Here is a 15,246-nt window from a genome sequence, read left to right on the forward strand (position 1 = left end):
CCGGTGGTCACGGGGAATCAGCGTATGCGCCCGGCGCGGCGGACCGCGGTTGCGGTGGTCGGGGCTCGTTCTGGGCGGGCGCCGGCGACTCGGGCGGCAGCCCCGGCATGGCCGGCGGATCGCCGTCGGGCAACGGCTGCCACGGGAGCCTCCGCCACGTCAGTGCCATCAGCACGGCGACCACGACGGTGCTGGCCAGGGTGGCCATCACGATCTGGAACAGTGCGAACCTGTCGCCGTTGGCGGTCGGCCCGAAGATGCCGACGATCAGCGTGACCGCGATCGTCGACCCGCGGAATCCCGGGCGGGTGGCCCACGTCGCGAGCGGGATGATCGCCCACAGCAGGTACCAGGGCTGCACCACCGGGAAGAGCAGCACCGTCGCCCCCAGCGCCACGCCCAGACCGCCGACCGGATGCAGCCGTCCCCGCAGCACCGCCAGCAGCAGCCCGCTGACCAGGACGGCGATGATGCTCACACCGATGGCGCGGGTGAGCCCCAGGATCGCGGTGGTGTGGTCGCCCAGCCCGAGCAGGATGCCGACCTGACCGGTGCCCAGCGCGATCAGCGTCGGCGGGGACATCCAGCTGCGGACCACATTGGCGGTGCCGAGGGTGAACAACCAGCCGAACCCGAGCCCGCTCGCCCAGCCGATCAGCGCCATGACCGCCACCGCGACCGCGGTCAGCGATCCGCCGGCGATGAAGAACGCCTTGACCGTGCCGCCCCACCGGCACGCCAGCGCCATCGCGACGAACCCGAGCGCAAGCAGCGAGGGCAACTTCACCTGCGACGACATCGCGATCAGCACGGTGCCGGCGAGCAGCATGGCCATGGGATACCACCGCGCCCACTGCGTGGCCCCCGACGGCCAGTGCAACGGTCGCGGGACGAGTGGCCGGGCGGCGTCCACCCCGCGCAGCGCGAACTCGGTGCCCGCCAGCATCAGCCCGAGCATCAGCGCCTCGTTGTGGATGCCCGCGACCAGGTGCATGAACAGCAGGGGATTGCACGGCCCCAGCCACAGCGCGCTGACCTCGGCGACCCCGCAGCGGCGGGCCAGCCGGGGGGTGGCCCACACGATCAGGCCGACGCCGAGCAGCACGACCAGTCGGTGGAACAGCACCGCCCAGACGATGTTCTCGCCGGTGATCGAGGAGATGGTCTGGCCGATCCACAGGAACAGCGGACCGTAGGGCGCAGGCGTCTCGCGCCACAGGCTCGGCACCGACAGCGTGAAGACGTGGTCGAGTCCCAGCCCGGTGGCCGGGCCCACCTCGTACGGGTCGAGTCCCTGCAGGGAGATCTCACTCTGTGCGAGGTAGGAGTAGACGTCCTTGCTGTACATCGGCGGGGCGATGAGCAGCGGGATCGCCCATAGCAGCAGCGTCCGGTCGGTCTGGCTGCGCGACATCCGCCTGCTGCCGAGCGCGAAGCGGCCCAGCATCAGCCAGGCCAGGGCCATCATGACCGCGCCGGTCGTCGTCATGGTCAGCGACACGGTCTGGATGCGTGAAGGCAGGTTGAGCAGCCGGACGCCGAAGGTCGGGTCCTGGATGACAGGGCGGGCGCCGGCACCGAGAGCGCCGATCGCCATCAGCACGGTGCCCGTCGCCCCGAACAACCGCGTCCGGCGCAGCGCGACCAGATCGGCCTCGGTGAGCGGTGAGCCGACCGTGCGCTCGTCGCCGTGCCAGCGGGCGATCGAGGAACTGAAGGACTGCAGCCGCCCGGCCATACGAGCCATTCGAGCAGAGTAGCCGCCGCGCCTATGGCCATTCTCACGCTCCGACTAAGGGTGGCCTTGGTGGAACCACCTGTCGAATTCCGTCACAATGGTGTTGTGAAAATCCCTACCGAGGCTGCCGGCGTGTCCGCTGCGCACGTCTCGGACGGGCATACCCGCAGTGCGATCGTCCAGATGCTGCTGCAGGGGCCGGTCACCGCATCGGCGATCGGCGAGCGGCTCGGCATCTCCGCCGCGGGCGTGCGGCGGCACCTCGACGCGCTGATCGAGGCGGGTGATGCGCAGGCCGCCGCGGCGGCCGCCTGGCAGCACTCCGGCCGGGGCCGCCCGGCCAAGCGCTACCGCCTCACCGCCGCAGGCCGCGCCAAGCTCGGCCACACCTACGACGACCTCGCCGCGGCGGCGATGCGGCAGTTGCGCGAGATCGGCGGCGACGAGGCCGTGCGCACCTTCGCCCGCCGGCGGATCGACACCATCCTCTCGGGAGTAACCGAGGGGGCCGATGGTGTTGAATCAACTGCCGACCGGGTGGCCGATGCGCTCACCGAGGCCGGATACGCGACCACCACCAACCGGGTCAGCGGCCCGATCGACGGTGTGCAGATCTGCCAGCACCACTGCCCGGTCTCGCACGTCGCCGAGGAGTTCCCGGAGCTGTGCGAGGCCGAGCGCGAGGCGTTCGCGGAGATCCTCGGCACCCACGTGCAGCGGCTGGCCACGATCGTCAACGGCGACTGTGCGTGCACCACCCACGTGCCGCTGCAGCCCGACCAGGCACCACCCCTTCGGCGCACAGCCCGCGCCGGATCCGTCCCCACCGACCAAGGAGCGTCGACATGACCGCCACCCCGGACACGACGAGCGTCACGCCCGACCACACGATCGGCGAGCCGCTGTCGCAGGAGGAGGCCATCGCCTCGCTGGGCCGTTACGGCTACGGCTGGGCGGACTCCGACGTCGCGGGCGCCAGCGCCCAGCGCGGGCTCTCCGAAGCCGTCGTGCGCGACATCTCGTCGAAGAAGAGCGAACCCGACTGGATGCTCGACATCCGGCTGCGCGCGCTGCGCACGTTCGACAAGAAGCCGATGCCGAACTGGGGCTCGAACCTCGAGGGCATCGACTTCGACAACATCAAGTACTTCGTGCGGTCCAGCGAGAAGCAGGCCGCGACGTGGGACGACCTGCCCGCTGACATCAAGAACACCTACGACAAGCTCGGCATCCCCGAGGCCGAGAAGCAGCGGCTGGTGTCCGGTGTGGCCGCGCAGTACGAGTCCGAGGTGGTCTACCACTCGATCCGCGAGGACCTCGAGGCCCAGGGCGTGATCTTCCTCGACACCGACTCCGGCCTGCGCGAGCATCCCGAACTGTTCAAGCAGTACTTCGGCACGGTGATCCCGGCCGGTGACAACAAGTTCTCCGCGCTCAACACCGCGGTGTGGTCGGGTGGCTCGTTCATCTACGTGCCGCCGGGCGTGCACGTCGACATCCCGCTGCAGGCCTACTTCCGGATCAACACCGAGAACATGGGCCAGTTCGAGCGGACCCTCATCATCGTCGACGAGGGCGCCTACGTGCACTACGTCGAGGGCTGCACCGCCCCGATCTACAAGAGCGACTCCCTGCACTCCGCGGTCGTCGAGATCATCGTCAAGCCGGGTGGCCGCTGCCGCTACACGACCATCCAGAACTGGTCGAACAACGTCTACAACCTGGTCACCAAGCGGGCCCGGGCCGAGGCGGGCGCCACCATGGAGTGGGTCGACGGCAACATCGGCTCCAAGGTCACGATGAAGTACCCGGCCGTGTGGATGACCGGTGAGCACGCCAAGGGCGAGGTGCTCTCGGTGGCGTTCGCCGGTGAGGGCCAGCACCAGGACACCGGCGCCAAGATGCTGCACCTGGCGCCGCAGACGTCGAGCAACATCGTGTCCAAGTCCGTGGCCCGCGGCGGTGGCCGCGCGTCCTACCGCGGTCTGGTCCAGGTGAACAAGGGTGCGCACGGTTCCCGCTCGAGCGTGAAATGCGATGCGCTGCTTGTCGATACGATCAGCCGCAGCGACACCTACCCGTACGTCGACATCCGCGAGGACGACGTCACCATGGGTCACGAGGCGACCGTGTCGAAGGTCAGCGAGGACCAGCTGTTCTACCTGATGAGCCGCGGCCTCACCGAGGACGAGGCGATGGCGATGGTGGTGCGCGGCTTCGTCGAACCGATCGCCAAGGAACTGCCGATGGAGTACGCGCTGGAGCTCAACCGGCTGATCGAGCTGCAGATGGAAGGGGCCGTGGGTTAAGTGACGTCGTCCAATCTGGCAGCGGCGGCCGAGGGCACTCCCGCGGGTTCCGCGCTGAACAAGGGTGAACTGTTCTCCTCGTTCGACGTCAACGCCTTCGAGGTTCCCGGCGGCCGTGACGAGCTCTGGCGGTTCACCCCGCTCAAGCGGCTGCGCGGCCTGCACGACGGGTCGGCGGCCGCGACGGCGCAGGCCCGCATCCACGTCACCGAACGCCCCGGCGTCACGGTGGAAACGGTGCAGCGCGGTGACGAACGACTCGGCCAGGGCGGTGTGCCCTCGGACCGCGTTGCCGCCCAGGCGTTCTCGTCATTCGACTCGGCAACCGTGGTGACCGTGGCCCGCGACACCGAGGTGGCCGAGCCCATCGAGATCACCGTCGAGGGGCCGGGCGAGGGCCAGGTGGGCTACGGGCATCTGCAGATCCGCGTGGAGGAACTCTCGCGGGCGATCGTCGTGGTCGACCTGCGCGGCAGCGGAACCTACGCCGACAACGTGGAGATCATCGTCGGCGATGCGGCAGGCCTCGGCGTGATCTGGATCGCCGACTGGGCCGACGACGCGGTGCACGTGAGCTCCCATCACGCCCGGCTGGGCAAGGACGCGGTGCTCGGACACGTCAACGTGACGCTGGGTGGCGACGTCGTCCGCACCACCGCGACCGTGCGGTTCACCGCACCCGGCGGTGACGCCAAGATGCTCGGCACCTACTTCGCCGACGACGGCCAGCACTTCGAATCGCGCCTGCTCGTCGACCACGCACAGCCGAACTGCAAGTCCGACGTGCTGTACAAGGGTGCGCTGCAGGGCGATCCGAACTCCAACAAGCCCGACGCCCACACCGTCTGGGTGGGCGACGTGCTGATCCGGGCGGAGGCCACCGGCACCGACACCTTCGAGGTGAACCGCAACCTGGTGCTCACCGACGGCGCCCGCGCCGACTCGGTGCCCAACCTCGAGATCGAGACCGGCGAGATCGTCGGGGCCGGGCACGCCAGTGCCACCGGCAGATTCGACGACGAGCAGATGTTCTACCTGCAGGCGCGGGGCATCCCCGAGGACCAGGCGCGCCGGTTGATCGTGCGCGGTTTCTTCGGCGAGATCATCGGCAAGATCGCCGTGCCCGCCGTGCGGGACCGCCTCACCGCCGCCATCGAACGCGAACTCGAGCTCACTGAAGGAAGCAATTCGTAATGTCCACACTGGAAATCAAAGATCTGCACGTCAGCGTCACCGGCGGTGATGACGCCGAGGCCAAGCCCATCCTCAAGGGTGTGAACCTCACCGTGAACTCGGGGGAGACGCACGCGCTCATGGGGCCCAACGGGTCCGGGAAGTCGACGCTGTCGTACGCGGTGGCGGGTCACCCGAAGTACACGGTGACGTCGGGGTCGATCACGCTCGACGGTCAGAACGTGCTCGAGATGAGCGTCGACGAGCGGGCCCGCGCCGGCTTGTTCCTGGCCATGCAGTATCCGGTCGAGGTGCCCGGGGTGTCGATGTCGAACTTCCTGCGCACCGCCGCCACGGCCGTGCGCGGTGAGGCGCCGAAGCTGCGGCACTGGGTCAAAGAGGTCAAGGGAGCGATGGACGACCTCGAGATCGATCCGGCGTTCTCGGAACGCAGTGTGAACGAAGGGTTCTCGGGCGGCGAGAAGAAGCGTCACGAGATCCTGCAGCTGTCGCTGCTCAAGCCGAAGATCGCCATCCTCGACGAGACCGACTCCGGCCTCGACGTCGATGCGCTGCGGGTGGTCAGCGAAGGCGTGAACCGCTACGCCGCGGAGTCCGACGGCGGCGTGCTGCTGATCACGCACTACACCCGGATCCTGCGCTACATCCAGCCGCAGTTCGTCCACGTGTTCGTCGGCGGGCGCATCGTCGAGTCGGCCGGACCCGAACTCGCCGACGAGCTCGAGGCCAACGGGTACGTGCGGTTCACCCAGCAGGCCGCGGCGGCGGGCGCGTAAGGGGGCCATTGCCATGACGACCGCGGCGAGCCGACTGGACGTGGCCGGGATCCGTGCGGACTTCCCGATCCTGCAGCGGGTGATGCGCGGCGGAAATCAGCTGGCCTACCTGGATTCCGGTGCGACGTCGCAGCGTCCGCTGCAGGTCCTCGATGCTGAACGCGACTTCCTGACCACGTCGTACGGTGCCGTGCACCGCGGCGCCCACCAGTTGATGGAGGAGTCGACCGACGCCTACGAGGCCGGCCGTGCCGACATCGCGGCCTTCGTCGGCGCCGACACCGACGAGTTGGTGTTCACCAAGAACGCGACCGAGGCGCTCAACCTCGTCGCCTACGTGCTGGGTGACGAGCGGTTCGAGGGGCACGCCGTCGGCCCGGGCGACGTCATCGTGACCACCGAACTCGAGCACCACGCCAACCTGATCCCGTGGCAGGAGCTGGCCCGCCGCACCGGTGCGACGCTGCGCTGGTACTCGGTCACCGAGGACGGCCGCATCGACCCGGACTCCCTGGAGCTCGACGAGCGGGTGAAGGTGGTTGCGTTCACGCATCATTCGAACGTCACCGGCGCGGTGGCACCGGTCGCCGAACTGGTGTCGCGGGCGAAGGCGGTCGGGGCGCTCACGGTGCTCGACGCGTGCCAGTCGGTGCCGCACCAGCCGATCGACTTCCACGCTCTCGGCGTCGACTACGCCGCGTTCTCCGGGCACAAGATGCTGGGCCCCAACGGGATCGGCGTGCTCTACGGCAGGCGTGAGCTGCTCGCGACGATGCCGCCGTTCCTGACCGGCGGTTCGATGATCGAGACGGTCACCATGGAGGGCGCCACCTATGCGCCCGCACCGCAGCGCTTCGAGGCGGGCACCCCGATGACCTCACAGGTCGTCGGGCTGGCGGCGGCGGCGCGGTATCTGTCGGCGATCGGCATGGCCGAGGTCGAGGCGCACGAGGCCGAACTGGTCTCCGCCGCGCTGGAGGGACTCTCGGGGATCGGCGGCGTCCGCATCGTCGGGCCGCTGTCGACGGTCGAGCGTGGCTCGCCGGTGTCGTTCGTCGTCGACGGTATCCACGCCCACGACGTCGGCCAGGTTCTCGACGACGACGCCGTGGCCGTGCGCGTCGGCCACCACTGCGCGTGGCCGCTGCACCGCCGGTTCGGCATCACCGCCACCGCCCGGGCGTCGTTCGCGGTCTACAACACCCTCGACGAGGTCGAGCGGTTGGTCGCCGGTGTCCGCCACGCCGTCGAGTTCTTCGGGGACTGACGTGCGCCTCGAGCAGATCTACCAGGAAGTGATCCTCGATCACTACAAACATCCGCACCACCGCGGGCTGCGGGAACCGTTCGGCGCCGAGGTGCACCACGTCAACCCCACCTGCGGCGACGAGGTGACACTGCGCGTGGCGTTGGCCGACGACGGCGAGACCGTGGCGGACGTTTCCTATGACGGACAGGGTTGCTCGATCAGCCAGGCGTCGACGTCGGTGCTCACCGATCAGGTGATCGGGGAGACCGTCGGCGACGCGCTCAAGACCGTCGCCGCGTTCACCGAGATGGTCTCGTCGCGGGGGACCATCGAGGGGGACGAGGATGTGCTCGGTGACGGCATCGCGTTCGCGGGTGTCTCGAAGTACCCGGCACGCGTGAAGTGCGCGCTGCTCGGCTGGATGGCTTTCAAGGACGCCGTGGCCCAGGCGTCCCACGATTCGGAGGAGAAACGATGAGCGAAACGACGGCCGCCAACGATGAACTGCTCGCCGACATCGAGGAGGCGATGCGCGACGTCGTCGACCCCGAACTCGGCATCAACGTCGTCGACCTCGGACTGGTCTACGGGCTGGACGTCGAGAAGGGCGACGCAGGCGACGTGGCGCTGATCGACATGACGCTGACGTCGGCGGCCTGCCCGCTGACCGACGTCATCGAGGACCAGTCGCGCACCGCGCTGGTGGGCGCGGGGCTGGTCAAGGAGATCAAGATCAACTGGGTGTGGAACCCGCCGTGGGGCCCGGACAAGATCACCGAGGACGGCCGCGAACAACTCCGCGCGCTCGGTTTCACCGTCTAGGTCCCTGATGCCGCGCGGCGGGTGACAATCACCGGGTGATGACCGTCCCCGCCACCGGATGGCGCGGCGGCCCCGTCGCGCGCGGTGTGCTGATCGGCGCCACCGCAGGGCTGTTCTTCGGCGCGCTGGCGCTCCTCGACTCCGGGTTTCTCGTCGTCGGTGCCATCGTCACCGTCGCGACCGGCGCGGTCCTCGGCACACTGACTGTTCGCCGGATGAACCGCTACTGGCCCGGCGCCGACGAGCTCAGCCCCGCCGACCGTGTGACGGTGGTGCGGGCCGCGCGTCGCGGCTATCCCGTTCGCGACCGGCGGCTGGCCCGCAGTGTGGTCGACTACGACGCCGGTCTGCGCGCCTCGGCCGAACCGCTGTACCGCTACCGCTGGGTGCTGCCGCTGGTACTGGTCGTGGCGCTCGTGACCGCGGCGGTCGATGCGGTCACCGGATCAGTGCGGGAGACCGTCGCCTCCTGCGTATACCTGGGACTGCTGGCCATCGAACTGACGTGGTGGCCGGCCCGCCGCCGGGAACTGCTGCTGAACTCGGCGCTCGCGACGGCGCTGGCCAAACAGGTGCTGGCGGAGGAGCCGTCGGAGGAAGGGTAGGCCGCGTTCGGCGGCTGCCGATTACCCAGTGCAGCACTGACTTTCAGCGCGAGCTAGTTGGTGGTGGGTGGTGTGGGTTGGTATGGGGTGTACCACCACCAGTCGGCGCGTTCGCCGGATGGTCCGGGGTAGGGCGGCACTGCCGGTGGTGCGGTGGTGGGTGGTCGCGCCGACGATCCCGGTTGCATGGGTTGGCCGCGGCTGTCGGTGATGACGAGTTGGCTTGCGGGGCCGGTGATGGTGATGATCCCGCGGTGGTGGGCCCGGTGATGGTAGGGGCAGACCAGCACGAGGTTGTCGAGTTCGGTGTGGCCGCCGTTCTCCCAGTGCACGATGTGGTGGGCGTGGAGCCCGCGGGTGGCCGCACAGCCGGGCACCACGCAGGTGCGGTCGCGGTGTTCGAGGGCGCGCCGTAGTTGGCGGTTGATCAGCCGGGTGGTGCGTCCGGCGCCGATGACGTGGCCGTCGCGTTGGAACCACACCTCGCAGGTGGCGTCGCAGGTCAGGTATTGCCGGTCGGCGTCGGGCAGCAGTGGGCCGAGGTGGAGGGCGGCGATGCGGTCTTTGACGTCGAGGTGCACGACGACGGTGGTGTGTGCGCTGTGGGGGCGGCGGGCGGCGTCGGTGTCCCAGGCGGTGTCGATGATGTCGAGGAACGCATCCACCGTCGTCGGGGCTGGGGGCCGCTGCCCGGACGGGGTGTCGGCGTGGTCGCGGTCCCACTGGGCGACCATGCCTTCGCGCCGGCACGTCAGGGCGGCGTCGACTTTCGCTGATTCGGCGTGGGGCAGAGTGATGCGCCAGTAGGTGTGCTGCTCATCTGAGGTCGTGGTGATCGACGCCTGCGGCGGCGGCGGAGGGGGCGGCGGCTTGTCTTTGACGTCGGAATCGGGTGCGGGTGCGGGTTCGGGTGTGGGTTCGACTTTGATCGCGGTGCGGAGCTGGTTGACGCTGGCGTGCTGGGCCAACTCGGCGTAGTGCTCGTCGGATCCGGCGCCGGCTTTCTCGGCGATGATTCCGACCTGATCCAGCGACAGCCGTCCCTCACGGAGACCCTGCACACAGCGGGGGAGCTCCTCGATCCGTTCGGCCACCGCGACGATCGATTTCGCATTCGCCGCAGACACGCCGGTTTTCCACGCCATCAGCGAGGCGACTGAACGGGCCCCGGTGGCGCCCCACAACCCGTCGTGCTCGATCTCGGCGGCGATCTCCACGATGCGGCCGTCGATGGCGTTGCGCTGACCGGCCAGCTCGGACAGTTCCTCGAACAACGCCTCCAGCCGCGCAGCGCCAGGCGCGCTCGGCACGAAACACGGTGCGCTCGAGGACATGACCCCATACAAGCAGAGGGGTCCGACATCGATACGCGGATGCGGAGGCCGACGTCAGCCGGCGGCCCACTGCTTGGCTTGCTCGAGGTCGGCGAGCCCGAACAGCTTGATCTCGCCGGGGACCATCCACGCGAACAGGTGCAACGTATGGGTGACCCAGTCCATGTCGGTGACGATGGCGATCCGCTTAAAAGCCGAGTGGTGCTCGAAGAGGACGCCGAGACCCAGCTTCAGGTCCTGCACCAATCCGCCGGGACCGAAGCCCGCGTAGTCCTCGATGACCTCGACGATCCTGATCTCGCCGGATTCGCCGAGTTGCTCCATCGTCGGCCCGATCTCACGCAGTTCATCACCGCCCACCCGCCCCGATACGCGGATGCCGGTGACGCCTTCCGGCATGTCGGACAGCATTTCGATCATGACGGCCCCCGGCAGCAGTGAAGGATCGATCCCGAGATCTGGTCCCAGTGTCGCGAATATGCTCCAGGAATGGACGAGGAACCGCTCGATTGGGCGGGCGTTCTGGACCCGTCGATGCTCTCCGAAGCCGTCGTCGCGGCACGACACCGACTGGCAGACGCGGCCCGGGCTGGTGATTGGAGCGCCGTCCTCCATCTGCTCGACAGCGGCGGCGACCACCTGGGCATCAAGGACATCGAGCTGAATCCGAACCAATGGCGGCCGGGGAGCCCGAAGTGGTTCACGCCCCTGCATCAAGCAGCCTGGCACGGTGCCCCGGTTCCGGTGGTCGCGGCGCTCCTCGAGCGCGGAGCACTCCGATCCTTGATGGACGCGAAGGGGCGGACGGCTCGCGACGTCGCGGTGGAGCGCAGGCATTCGGACGACGTGATCACACTTCTGACCCCGCGTCGATCCCCGTTGGGTGAGCAGCGGGTCGCACTGTTCGACCGGTATCTCGCCGAGGTCATCGACAGACGCATCCGAGAATTCGGGCTCGACCGTGACTACCCCGACCGGGACCCTCGCAAGGCGCTGCGCTACCCGCCCGTCGGCGTGCTTCATGAGGCGCCAGGCCAGTCAGTGTGGTTTCCGATCCCCGGCATGTACGGCGGATTCCACGTCACCCTGCGCCAGGGCTACCTCGAATCACTGAGTTGGTGTCGCGTGGCCGGCGGATCGGCCCAGGCCCACGTCATCACGAGTCAAGGAGCGGTGCTCACCGACGAGGAATTCGATCTGTGAGCGACGTGGCGCGTACGTTGCCGCTCGGCGCTATGGGTGGCGATCTCCGTCGTTGCGGGCCAGCTCGATCTGGTTCTCGATCTCTCGGTACGCGTGTACGCGCGCCATGACCGCGTCCACCGCCGAATCTGCCGGCGTGGTGTCCGGTGTGGCCTCGATGCCGTAGAGCATCGCGCTCAACTTCGCATGGAGCTCGGCGCGCTGTTCGGCGACGTGGGCGTCCTCGCGTTCGGTGCGCAGCGATTTGTCGATGAGTTGCGCTTCCTTGGCACACTTACGGATCAGTTCCACCCGTTCGCGCGCAGCGCCCTCCAATGTCGCGATGGTCGTCCTCGCCTCGGCCAGGATCGTGCGATCGTCGGCGCTGGGCTTGTCGAGGGCCGCCAGCTTGTCGGCAACCCGGCGTAAGGCGAAGGCCTTCTCGAAGCTGGCGGTGACTCCATTGATGTCGGCGGTAAAGTTGACGTCGCCCAACCATCCGGCGTGGGCGGCCTCGGAGGCGGTGATCTGCCTGACCGCGCTCAACGCCGATTCGACAAGCGCGGCGTTGTCCTTGCCAAGGGTGTCGATGCGCAGTTGTCTCTCCTTGCGCAGCCGCTCCTCGCGTTGCCGCTTGGCTGCCGCCGCCTTCTCAGCCCGCCCAACACGCTCCTGCTCTTCTGCAGCCGCGCGGCGCTCCTTCTCCGACGAGACGATCCAAGCGACGAACCAGCCGATGAGCACGACTCCGACGAGCACGCCGAGAAAGATCCACACCGGCTTGGGAATCAGAACGATGAGAAGGATGACGAAGAAGATGAGTCCGCCAACACCGTCGGCTGCATTGGACGACCGCTTGCTCATCTGGTGCAGCCTCCCCATTCCGGCATCTCGCCGGTCAGTATGCGCGCGGGCACCGACACCAACGGGTGTTTTGAGGCTGAGGCCAGCCGCCTCGGGTTTGAGCTGCGGCTATCGGGGAACAGACACCGACGTCACAACGTTAGGACAATCGTGGCTACCCAAGACATCACCGCAGATCAGTTCAACGAGACGATCAACGACAACGAGATCGTGCTCGTCGATTTCTGGGCGTCCTGGTGCGGGCCGTGTCGCGCGTTCGCCCCGACCTTCGCCGCCTCGTCCGAGAAGCACCCGGACGTCGTGCACGCCAAGGTCGACACCGAGGCCGAGCAGCAGCTGGCCGCCGCGGCGGACATCCGCTCGATCCCGACGCTGATGGCGTTCAAGAAGGGCAAGCTGGTGTTCAACCAGGCCGGTGCCCTTCCGCCCGCCGCGCTCGAGGACCTTGTGCAGAAGGTCAAGGAATTCGACATCGACGCCGCGATCGCCGAGCAGGAAAACGCCCAGTCCGAGTGACGGGTTCGACGCCGGGCACGCGCTAGCGTGCTCTGCGTGACCGCACACGACTCGTACGTCCTCGTCGACCGCCCGCGTCCGCAGGTCGCGGTGGTGACGCTCAACCGCCCGGAGCGGATGAACTCCATGGCCTTCGACGTCATGGTGCCGCTATGCGACGTCCTCCACGAGCTGACCTACGACAACTCCGTGCGCGCGGTCGTGCTCACCGGGGCAGGCCGGGGTTTCTCCTCCGGCGCCGACCACAAATCGGCGGGTTCGGTGCCGCACGTCGACGGGCTGACCCGGCCGTCGTACGGATTGCGGTCGATGGAGATCCTCGACGACGTCATCCTCGCGTTGCGCAAGATGCACCAACCGGTGATCGCCGCGGTGAACGGCGCGGCGATCGGCGGCGGGCTCTGCCTCGCGCTGGCCGCGGACATCCGGGTGGCCGCATCCGGCGCTTACTTCCGGGCCGCGGGCATCAACAACGGCCTCACCGCGAGTGAACTCGGCCTGAGCTACCTGCTGCCGCGCGCCATCGGCTCGTCGCGCGCGTTCGAGATCATGCTGACCGGCCGCGACGTCGACGCCGATGAGGCGCAGCGCATCGGGTTGGTGTCGCGCACCGTCCCCGAACAGGATCTGCTCGACGTCTGCTGCGAGATCGCCGAGCGCATCGCGGCGTTCTCCCGCCCCGGTGTGGAGCTGACCAAACGCACCCTGTGGAGCGGTCTGGACGCCGCCAGCCTCGAAGCGCACATGCAGGCCGAAGGTCTCGGCCAGCTCTACGTGCGGCTGCTCACCGCGAACTTCGAGGAAGCGGTCGCGGCGCGCAAGGAGAAGCGCCCCGCGGTCTTCACCGACGACAAAGCGTGAGCGTCGCCACGACCGCCGTAATGAGTTGGCGTGCGGTGCCGACCTGCACGTAACCTCGACGTAGCCATGTCATGGCGGCCGGCTTCGTCGCGCCCGAATTTCGTCACCCACCCCCGTATGGAGGAAACGCGCCCGTGATCACCGCAACGGACCTGGAGGTCCGCGCCGGGGCGCGCACGCTGCTCTACACCGAGGGCACGACGCTGCGCGTGCAGCCCGGCGACCGGATCGGGCTGGTCGGGCGCAACGGCGCGGGCAAGACCACCACCATGCGCATCCTGGCCGGCGAAGGCGAACCCTACGCCGGCACCGTCACCCGCAGCGGTGAGGTGGGCTATCTTCCGCAGGACCCCCGCGAGGGCGACCTCGACGTGCTGGCCAGGGACCGCGTCCTCTCGGCGCGCGGCCTGGACACACTGCTGGCCAACCTCGAGAAGCAGCAGGTGCTGATGGCCGAGGTGGCCGACGACGCGGCCCGCGACAAGGCGGTGCGGCGCTACGGTCAGCTCGAGGAACGCTTCGCCGCACTCGGCGGTTACGCCGCCGAGAGCGAGGCCGGCCGGATCTGCGCGAGCCTCGGACTGCCCGAACGCGTGCTGACCCAGTCGCTGCGCACGCTCTCGGGCGGTCAGCGGCGCCGGGTCGAGCTGGCGCGGATCCTGTTCGCGGCCAGCGACAGCGGTTCGGGTTCGGCCACCACGCTGCTGCTGGACGAACCGACCAACCACCTCGACGCCGACTCCATCACGTGGCTTCGAGATTTCCTGCACAACCACACCGGGGGCCTGGTGGTGATCAGCCACGACGTGGATCTGCTCGCCGCGGTGGTCAACCGCGTGTGGTTCCTCGACGCCGTCCGCGGTGAGGCCGACGTCTACAACATGGGCTGGCAGAAGTATCTCGACGCCCGAGCGACCGACGAGCAACGCAGGCGCCGGGAACGGGCCAATGCCGAGAAGAAGGCTTCTGCGCTGCGCACACAGGCCGCCAAGATGGGCGCGAAGGCGACCAAAGCCGTTGCCGCACAGAACATGTTGCGGCGCGCCGACCGGATGCTGGCGTCTCTGGACGACGAGCGGGTGGCCGACAAGGTGGCTAAGATCAGGTTCCCGACGCCTGCGGTGTGCGGTCGCACGCCGTTGGTGGCCAAGGGTCTCACCAAGACCTACGGCTCGCTCGAGATCTTCACCGGCGTCGACCTGGCGATCGACAAAGGCTCCCGCGTCGTCGTACTCGGACTCAACGGCGCGGGTAAGACCACGCTGCTGCGGATCCTGGCCGGAGTGGAGAAAGCCGATGCCGGTGCCGTCGAACCCGGGCACGGACTGAAGCTGGGATATTTCGCGCAGGAGCACGACACCATCGACGGCAACGCCTCGGTGTGGGAGAACATCCGGCACGCCGCACCCGATACCGGCGAGCAGGATCTGCGCAGCCTCCTCGGGGCGTTCATGTTCAGCGGACCTCAGCTCGACCAGCCGGCGGGCACCCTGTCCGGTGGCGAGAAGACCCGGCTGGCCCTGGCCGGGCTGGTGGCGTCCACCGCCAACGTGCTGCTGCTCGACGAACCCACCAACAACCTCGACCCGGCCTCGCGCGAGCAGGTCCTCGACGCCCTGCGCAGCTACCAGGGGGCCGTCGTGCTCGTCACCCACGATCCCGGCGCCGCCGAGGCGCTGGAACCGCAGCGGGTGGTGCTGCTTCCCGACGGGACCGAGGATTACTGGTCCGAGGAGTACCGGGAGCTCATCGAGCTCGCCTAGTCACACCGGGTGTCGATTGATTGACGACAACTG

16 protein-coding genes are annotated in these 15,246 nt (G+C 68.5%); 12 read left to right on the forward strand and 4 right to left on the reverse strand.

The window, feature by feature from the left end:
- Positions 1-7: 7 nt before the first annotated feature.
- A complete protein-coding gene (gene mptB, locus AU195_RS12705) occupies positions 8-1,738 on the reverse strand; it encodes a polyprenol phosphomannose-dependent alpha 1,6 mannosyltransferase MptB (RefSeq protein WP_172800562.1) in 1,731 nt (576 codons plus the stop codon).
- 33 nt (positions 1,739-1,771) lie between these two features.
- Here mptB and AU195_RS12710 point away from each other — a divergent pair, with 33 nt between their 5' ends.
- Genes AU195_RS12710 through AU195_RS12745 form a run of 8 tightly spaced genes read left to right on the forward strand, consistent with a single transcriptional unit; the run spans position 1,772 to position 8,693 of the window.
- Positions 1,772-2,587, forward strand: coding sequence for a helix-turn-helix transcriptional regulator (locus tag AU195_RS12710; RefSeq protein WP_172800559.1), 816 nt, complete (start codon positions 1,772-1,774; stop codon positions 2,585-2,587).
- Positions 2,584-4,047: a Fe-S cluster assembly protein SufB gene (gene sufB, locus AU195_RS12715; protein ID WP_059159426.1), complete on the forward strand. Its 1,464-nt coding sequence runs from the start codon at positions 2,584-2,586 to the stop codon at positions 4,045-4,047. The genes AU195_RS12710 and sufB overlap by 4 nt, the downstream gene beginning before the upstream one ends.
- Positions 4,048-5,241: a Fe-S cluster assembly protein SufD gene (gene sufD / locus AU195_RS12720; RefSeq protein ID WP_059159427.1), complete on the forward strand. Its 1,194-nt coding sequence runs from the start codon at positions 4,048-4,050 to the stop codon at positions 5,239-5,241.
- On the forward strand, positions 5,241-6,017 hold the full coding sequence (gene sufC, locus AU195_RS12725) for a Fe-S cluster assembly ATPase SufC (RefSeq protein ID WP_059159428.1): 777 nt from the start codon (positions 5,241-5,243) through the stop codon (positions 6,015-6,017). The genes sufD and sufC overlap by 1 nt, the downstream gene beginning before the upstream one ends.
- 13 nt (positions 6,018-6,030) lie before the next feature.
- Positions 6,031-7,284: a cysteine desulfurase gene (locus AU195_RS12730; RefSeq protein ID WP_059159429.1), complete on the forward strand. Its 1,254-nt coding sequence runs from the start codon at positions 6,031-6,033 to the stop codon at positions 7,282-7,284.
- Between the two features lies 1 nt (position 7,285).
- Complete coding sequence (gene sufU, locus AU195_RS12735) at positions 7,286-7,744, forward strand: Fe-S cluster assembly sulfur transfer protein SufU (protein WP_059159430.1); 459 nt, start codon at positions 7,286-7,288, stop codon at positions 7,742-7,744.
- Positions 7,741-8,088: a metal-sulfur cluster assembly factor gene (locus AU195_RS12740; RefSeq protein ID WP_059159431.1), complete on the forward strand. Its 348-nt coding sequence runs from the start codon at positions 7,741-7,743 to the stop codon at positions 8,086-8,088. The genes sufU and AU195_RS12740 overlap by 4 nt, the downstream gene beginning before the upstream one ends.
- A gap of 38 nt (positions 8,089-8,126) precedes the next feature.
- Entirely contained in the window at positions 8,127-8,693 is a 567-nt protein-coding gene (locus AU195_RS12745) for a hypothetical protein (protein WP_286149229.1), read from the forward strand.
- 53 nt (positions 8,694-8,746) lie between these two features.
- Here the strand turns inward: AU195_RS12745 and AU195_RS12750 are convergent, their stop codons facing one another.
- Together AU195_RS12750 and AU195_RS12755 are read right to left on the reverse strand one after the other, a co-directional pair.
- Positions 8,747-10,027 carry an HNH endonuclease signature motif containing protein gene (locus AU195_RS12750; protein ID WP_059159433.1) on the reverse strand — a complete coding sequence of 427 codons (1,281 nt, stop codon included), beginning with the start codon at positions 10,025-10,027 and terminating at the stop codon, positions 8,747-8,749.
- Positions 10,028-10,081: 54 nt separating this feature from the next.
- Positions 10,082-10,447, reverse strand: coding sequence for a SpoIIAA family protein (locus AU195_RS12755; protein WP_059095546.1), 366 nt, complete (start codon positions 10,445-10,447; stop codon positions 10,082-10,084).
- 69 nt (positions 10,448-10,516) lie between these two features.
- Between AU195_RS12755 and AU195_RS12760 the strand changes: the two genes are divergently transcribed.
- Positions 10,517-11,230 (forward strand): ankyrin repeat domain-containing protein, encoded by a 714-nt coding sequence (locus AU195_RS12760; protein ID WP_059159434.1) that lies wholly within the window; start codon positions 10,517-10,519, stop codon positions 11,228-11,230.
- 30 nt (positions 11,231-11,260) lie between these two features.
- On the opposite strand, the gene AU195_RS12765 is transcribed toward AU195_RS12760, so the two are convergent.
- Positions 11,261-12,073: a hypothetical protein gene (locus AU195_RS12765; protein WP_059159435.1), complete on the reverse strand. Its 813-nt coding sequence runs from the start codon at positions 12,071-12,073 to the stop codon at positions 11,261-11,263.
- A 150-nt stretch (positions 12,074-12,223) separates the two neighbouring features.
- On the opposite strand from AU195_RS12765, the gene trxA reads away from it, so the two are divergent.
- The 3 genes from trxA (at position 12,224) to AU195_RS12780 (ending at position 15,213) form a co-directional block, all read left to right on the forward strand.
- Positions 12,224-12,589 carry a thioredoxin gene (gene trxA / locus AU195_RS12770; protein ID WP_059095544.1) on the forward strand — a complete coding sequence of 122 codons (366 nt, stop codon included), beginning with the start codon at positions 12,224-12,226 and terminating at the stop codon, positions 12,587-12,589.
- A gap of 27 nt (positions 12,590-12,616) precedes the next feature.
- Entirely contained in the window at positions 12,617-13,450 is an 834-nt protein-coding gene (locus tag AU195_RS12775; RefSeq protein WP_059159436.1) for an enoyl-CoA hydratase, read from the forward strand.
- 134 nt (positions 13,451-13,584) lie between these two features.
- Complete coding sequence (locus AU195_RS12780) at positions 13,585-15,213, forward strand: ABC-F family ATP-binding cassette domain-containing protein (RefSeq protein WP_059159437.1); 1,629 nt, start codon at positions 13,585-13,587, stop codon at positions 15,211-15,213.
- Positions 15,214-15,246 lie beyond the last annotated feature (33 nt).

Origin of the sequence: Mycobacterium sp. IS-1496, assembly GCF_001499995.1 — a bacterium.
In the GTDB taxonomy this organism is placed as follows: Bacteria; Actinomycetota; Actinomycetes; order Mycobacteriales; family Mycobacteriaceae; genus Mycobacterium.

Bases quoted from the DNA above. Each gene is read 5' to 3' on its own strand.
- mptB (WP_172800562.1), bottom strand. From the start codon at position 1,738: ATGGCCGGGCGGCTGCAGTCCTTCAGTTCCTCGATCGCCCGCTGGCAC.
- AU195_RS12710 (WP_172800559.1), top strand. From the start codon at position 1,772: ATGGCCATTCTCACGCTCCGACTAAGGGTGGCCTTGGTGGAACCACCT.
- sufB (WP_059159426.1), top strand. From the start codon at position 2,584: ATGACCGCCACCCCGGACACGACGAGCGTCACGCCCGACCACACGATC.
- sufC (WP_059159428.1), top strand. From the start codon at position 5,241: ATGTCCACACTGGAAATCAAAGATCTGCACGTCAGCGTCACCGGCGGT.
- AU195_RS12730 (WP_059159429.1), top strand. From the start codon at position 6,031: ATGACGACCGCGGCGAGCCGACTGGACGTGGCCGGGATCCGTGCGGAC.
- AU195_RS12740 (WP_059159431.1), top strand. From the start codon at position 7,741: ATGAGCGAAACGACGGCCGCCAACGATGAACTGCTCGCCGACATCGAG.
- AU195_RS12745 (WP_286149229.1), top strand. From the start codon at position 8,127: ATGACCGTCCCCGCCACCGGATGGCGCGGCGGCCCCGTCGCGCGCGGT.
- AU195_RS12750 (WP_059159433.1), bottom strand. From the start codon at position 10,027: ATGTCCTCGAGCGCACCGTGTTTCGTGCCGAGCGCGCCTGGCGCTGCG.
- AU195_RS12755 (WP_059095546.1), bottom strand. From the start codon at position 10,447: ATGATCGAAATGCTGTCCGACATGCCGGAAGGCGTCACCGGCATCCGC.
- AU195_RS12760 (WP_059159434.1), top strand. From the start codon at position 10,517: ATGGACGAGGAACCGCTCGATTGGGCGGGCGTTCTGGACCCGTCGATG.
- AU195_RS12765 (WP_059159435.1), bottom strand. From the start codon at position 12,073: ATGAGCAAGCGGTCGTCCAATGCAGCCGACGGTGTTGGCGGACTCATC.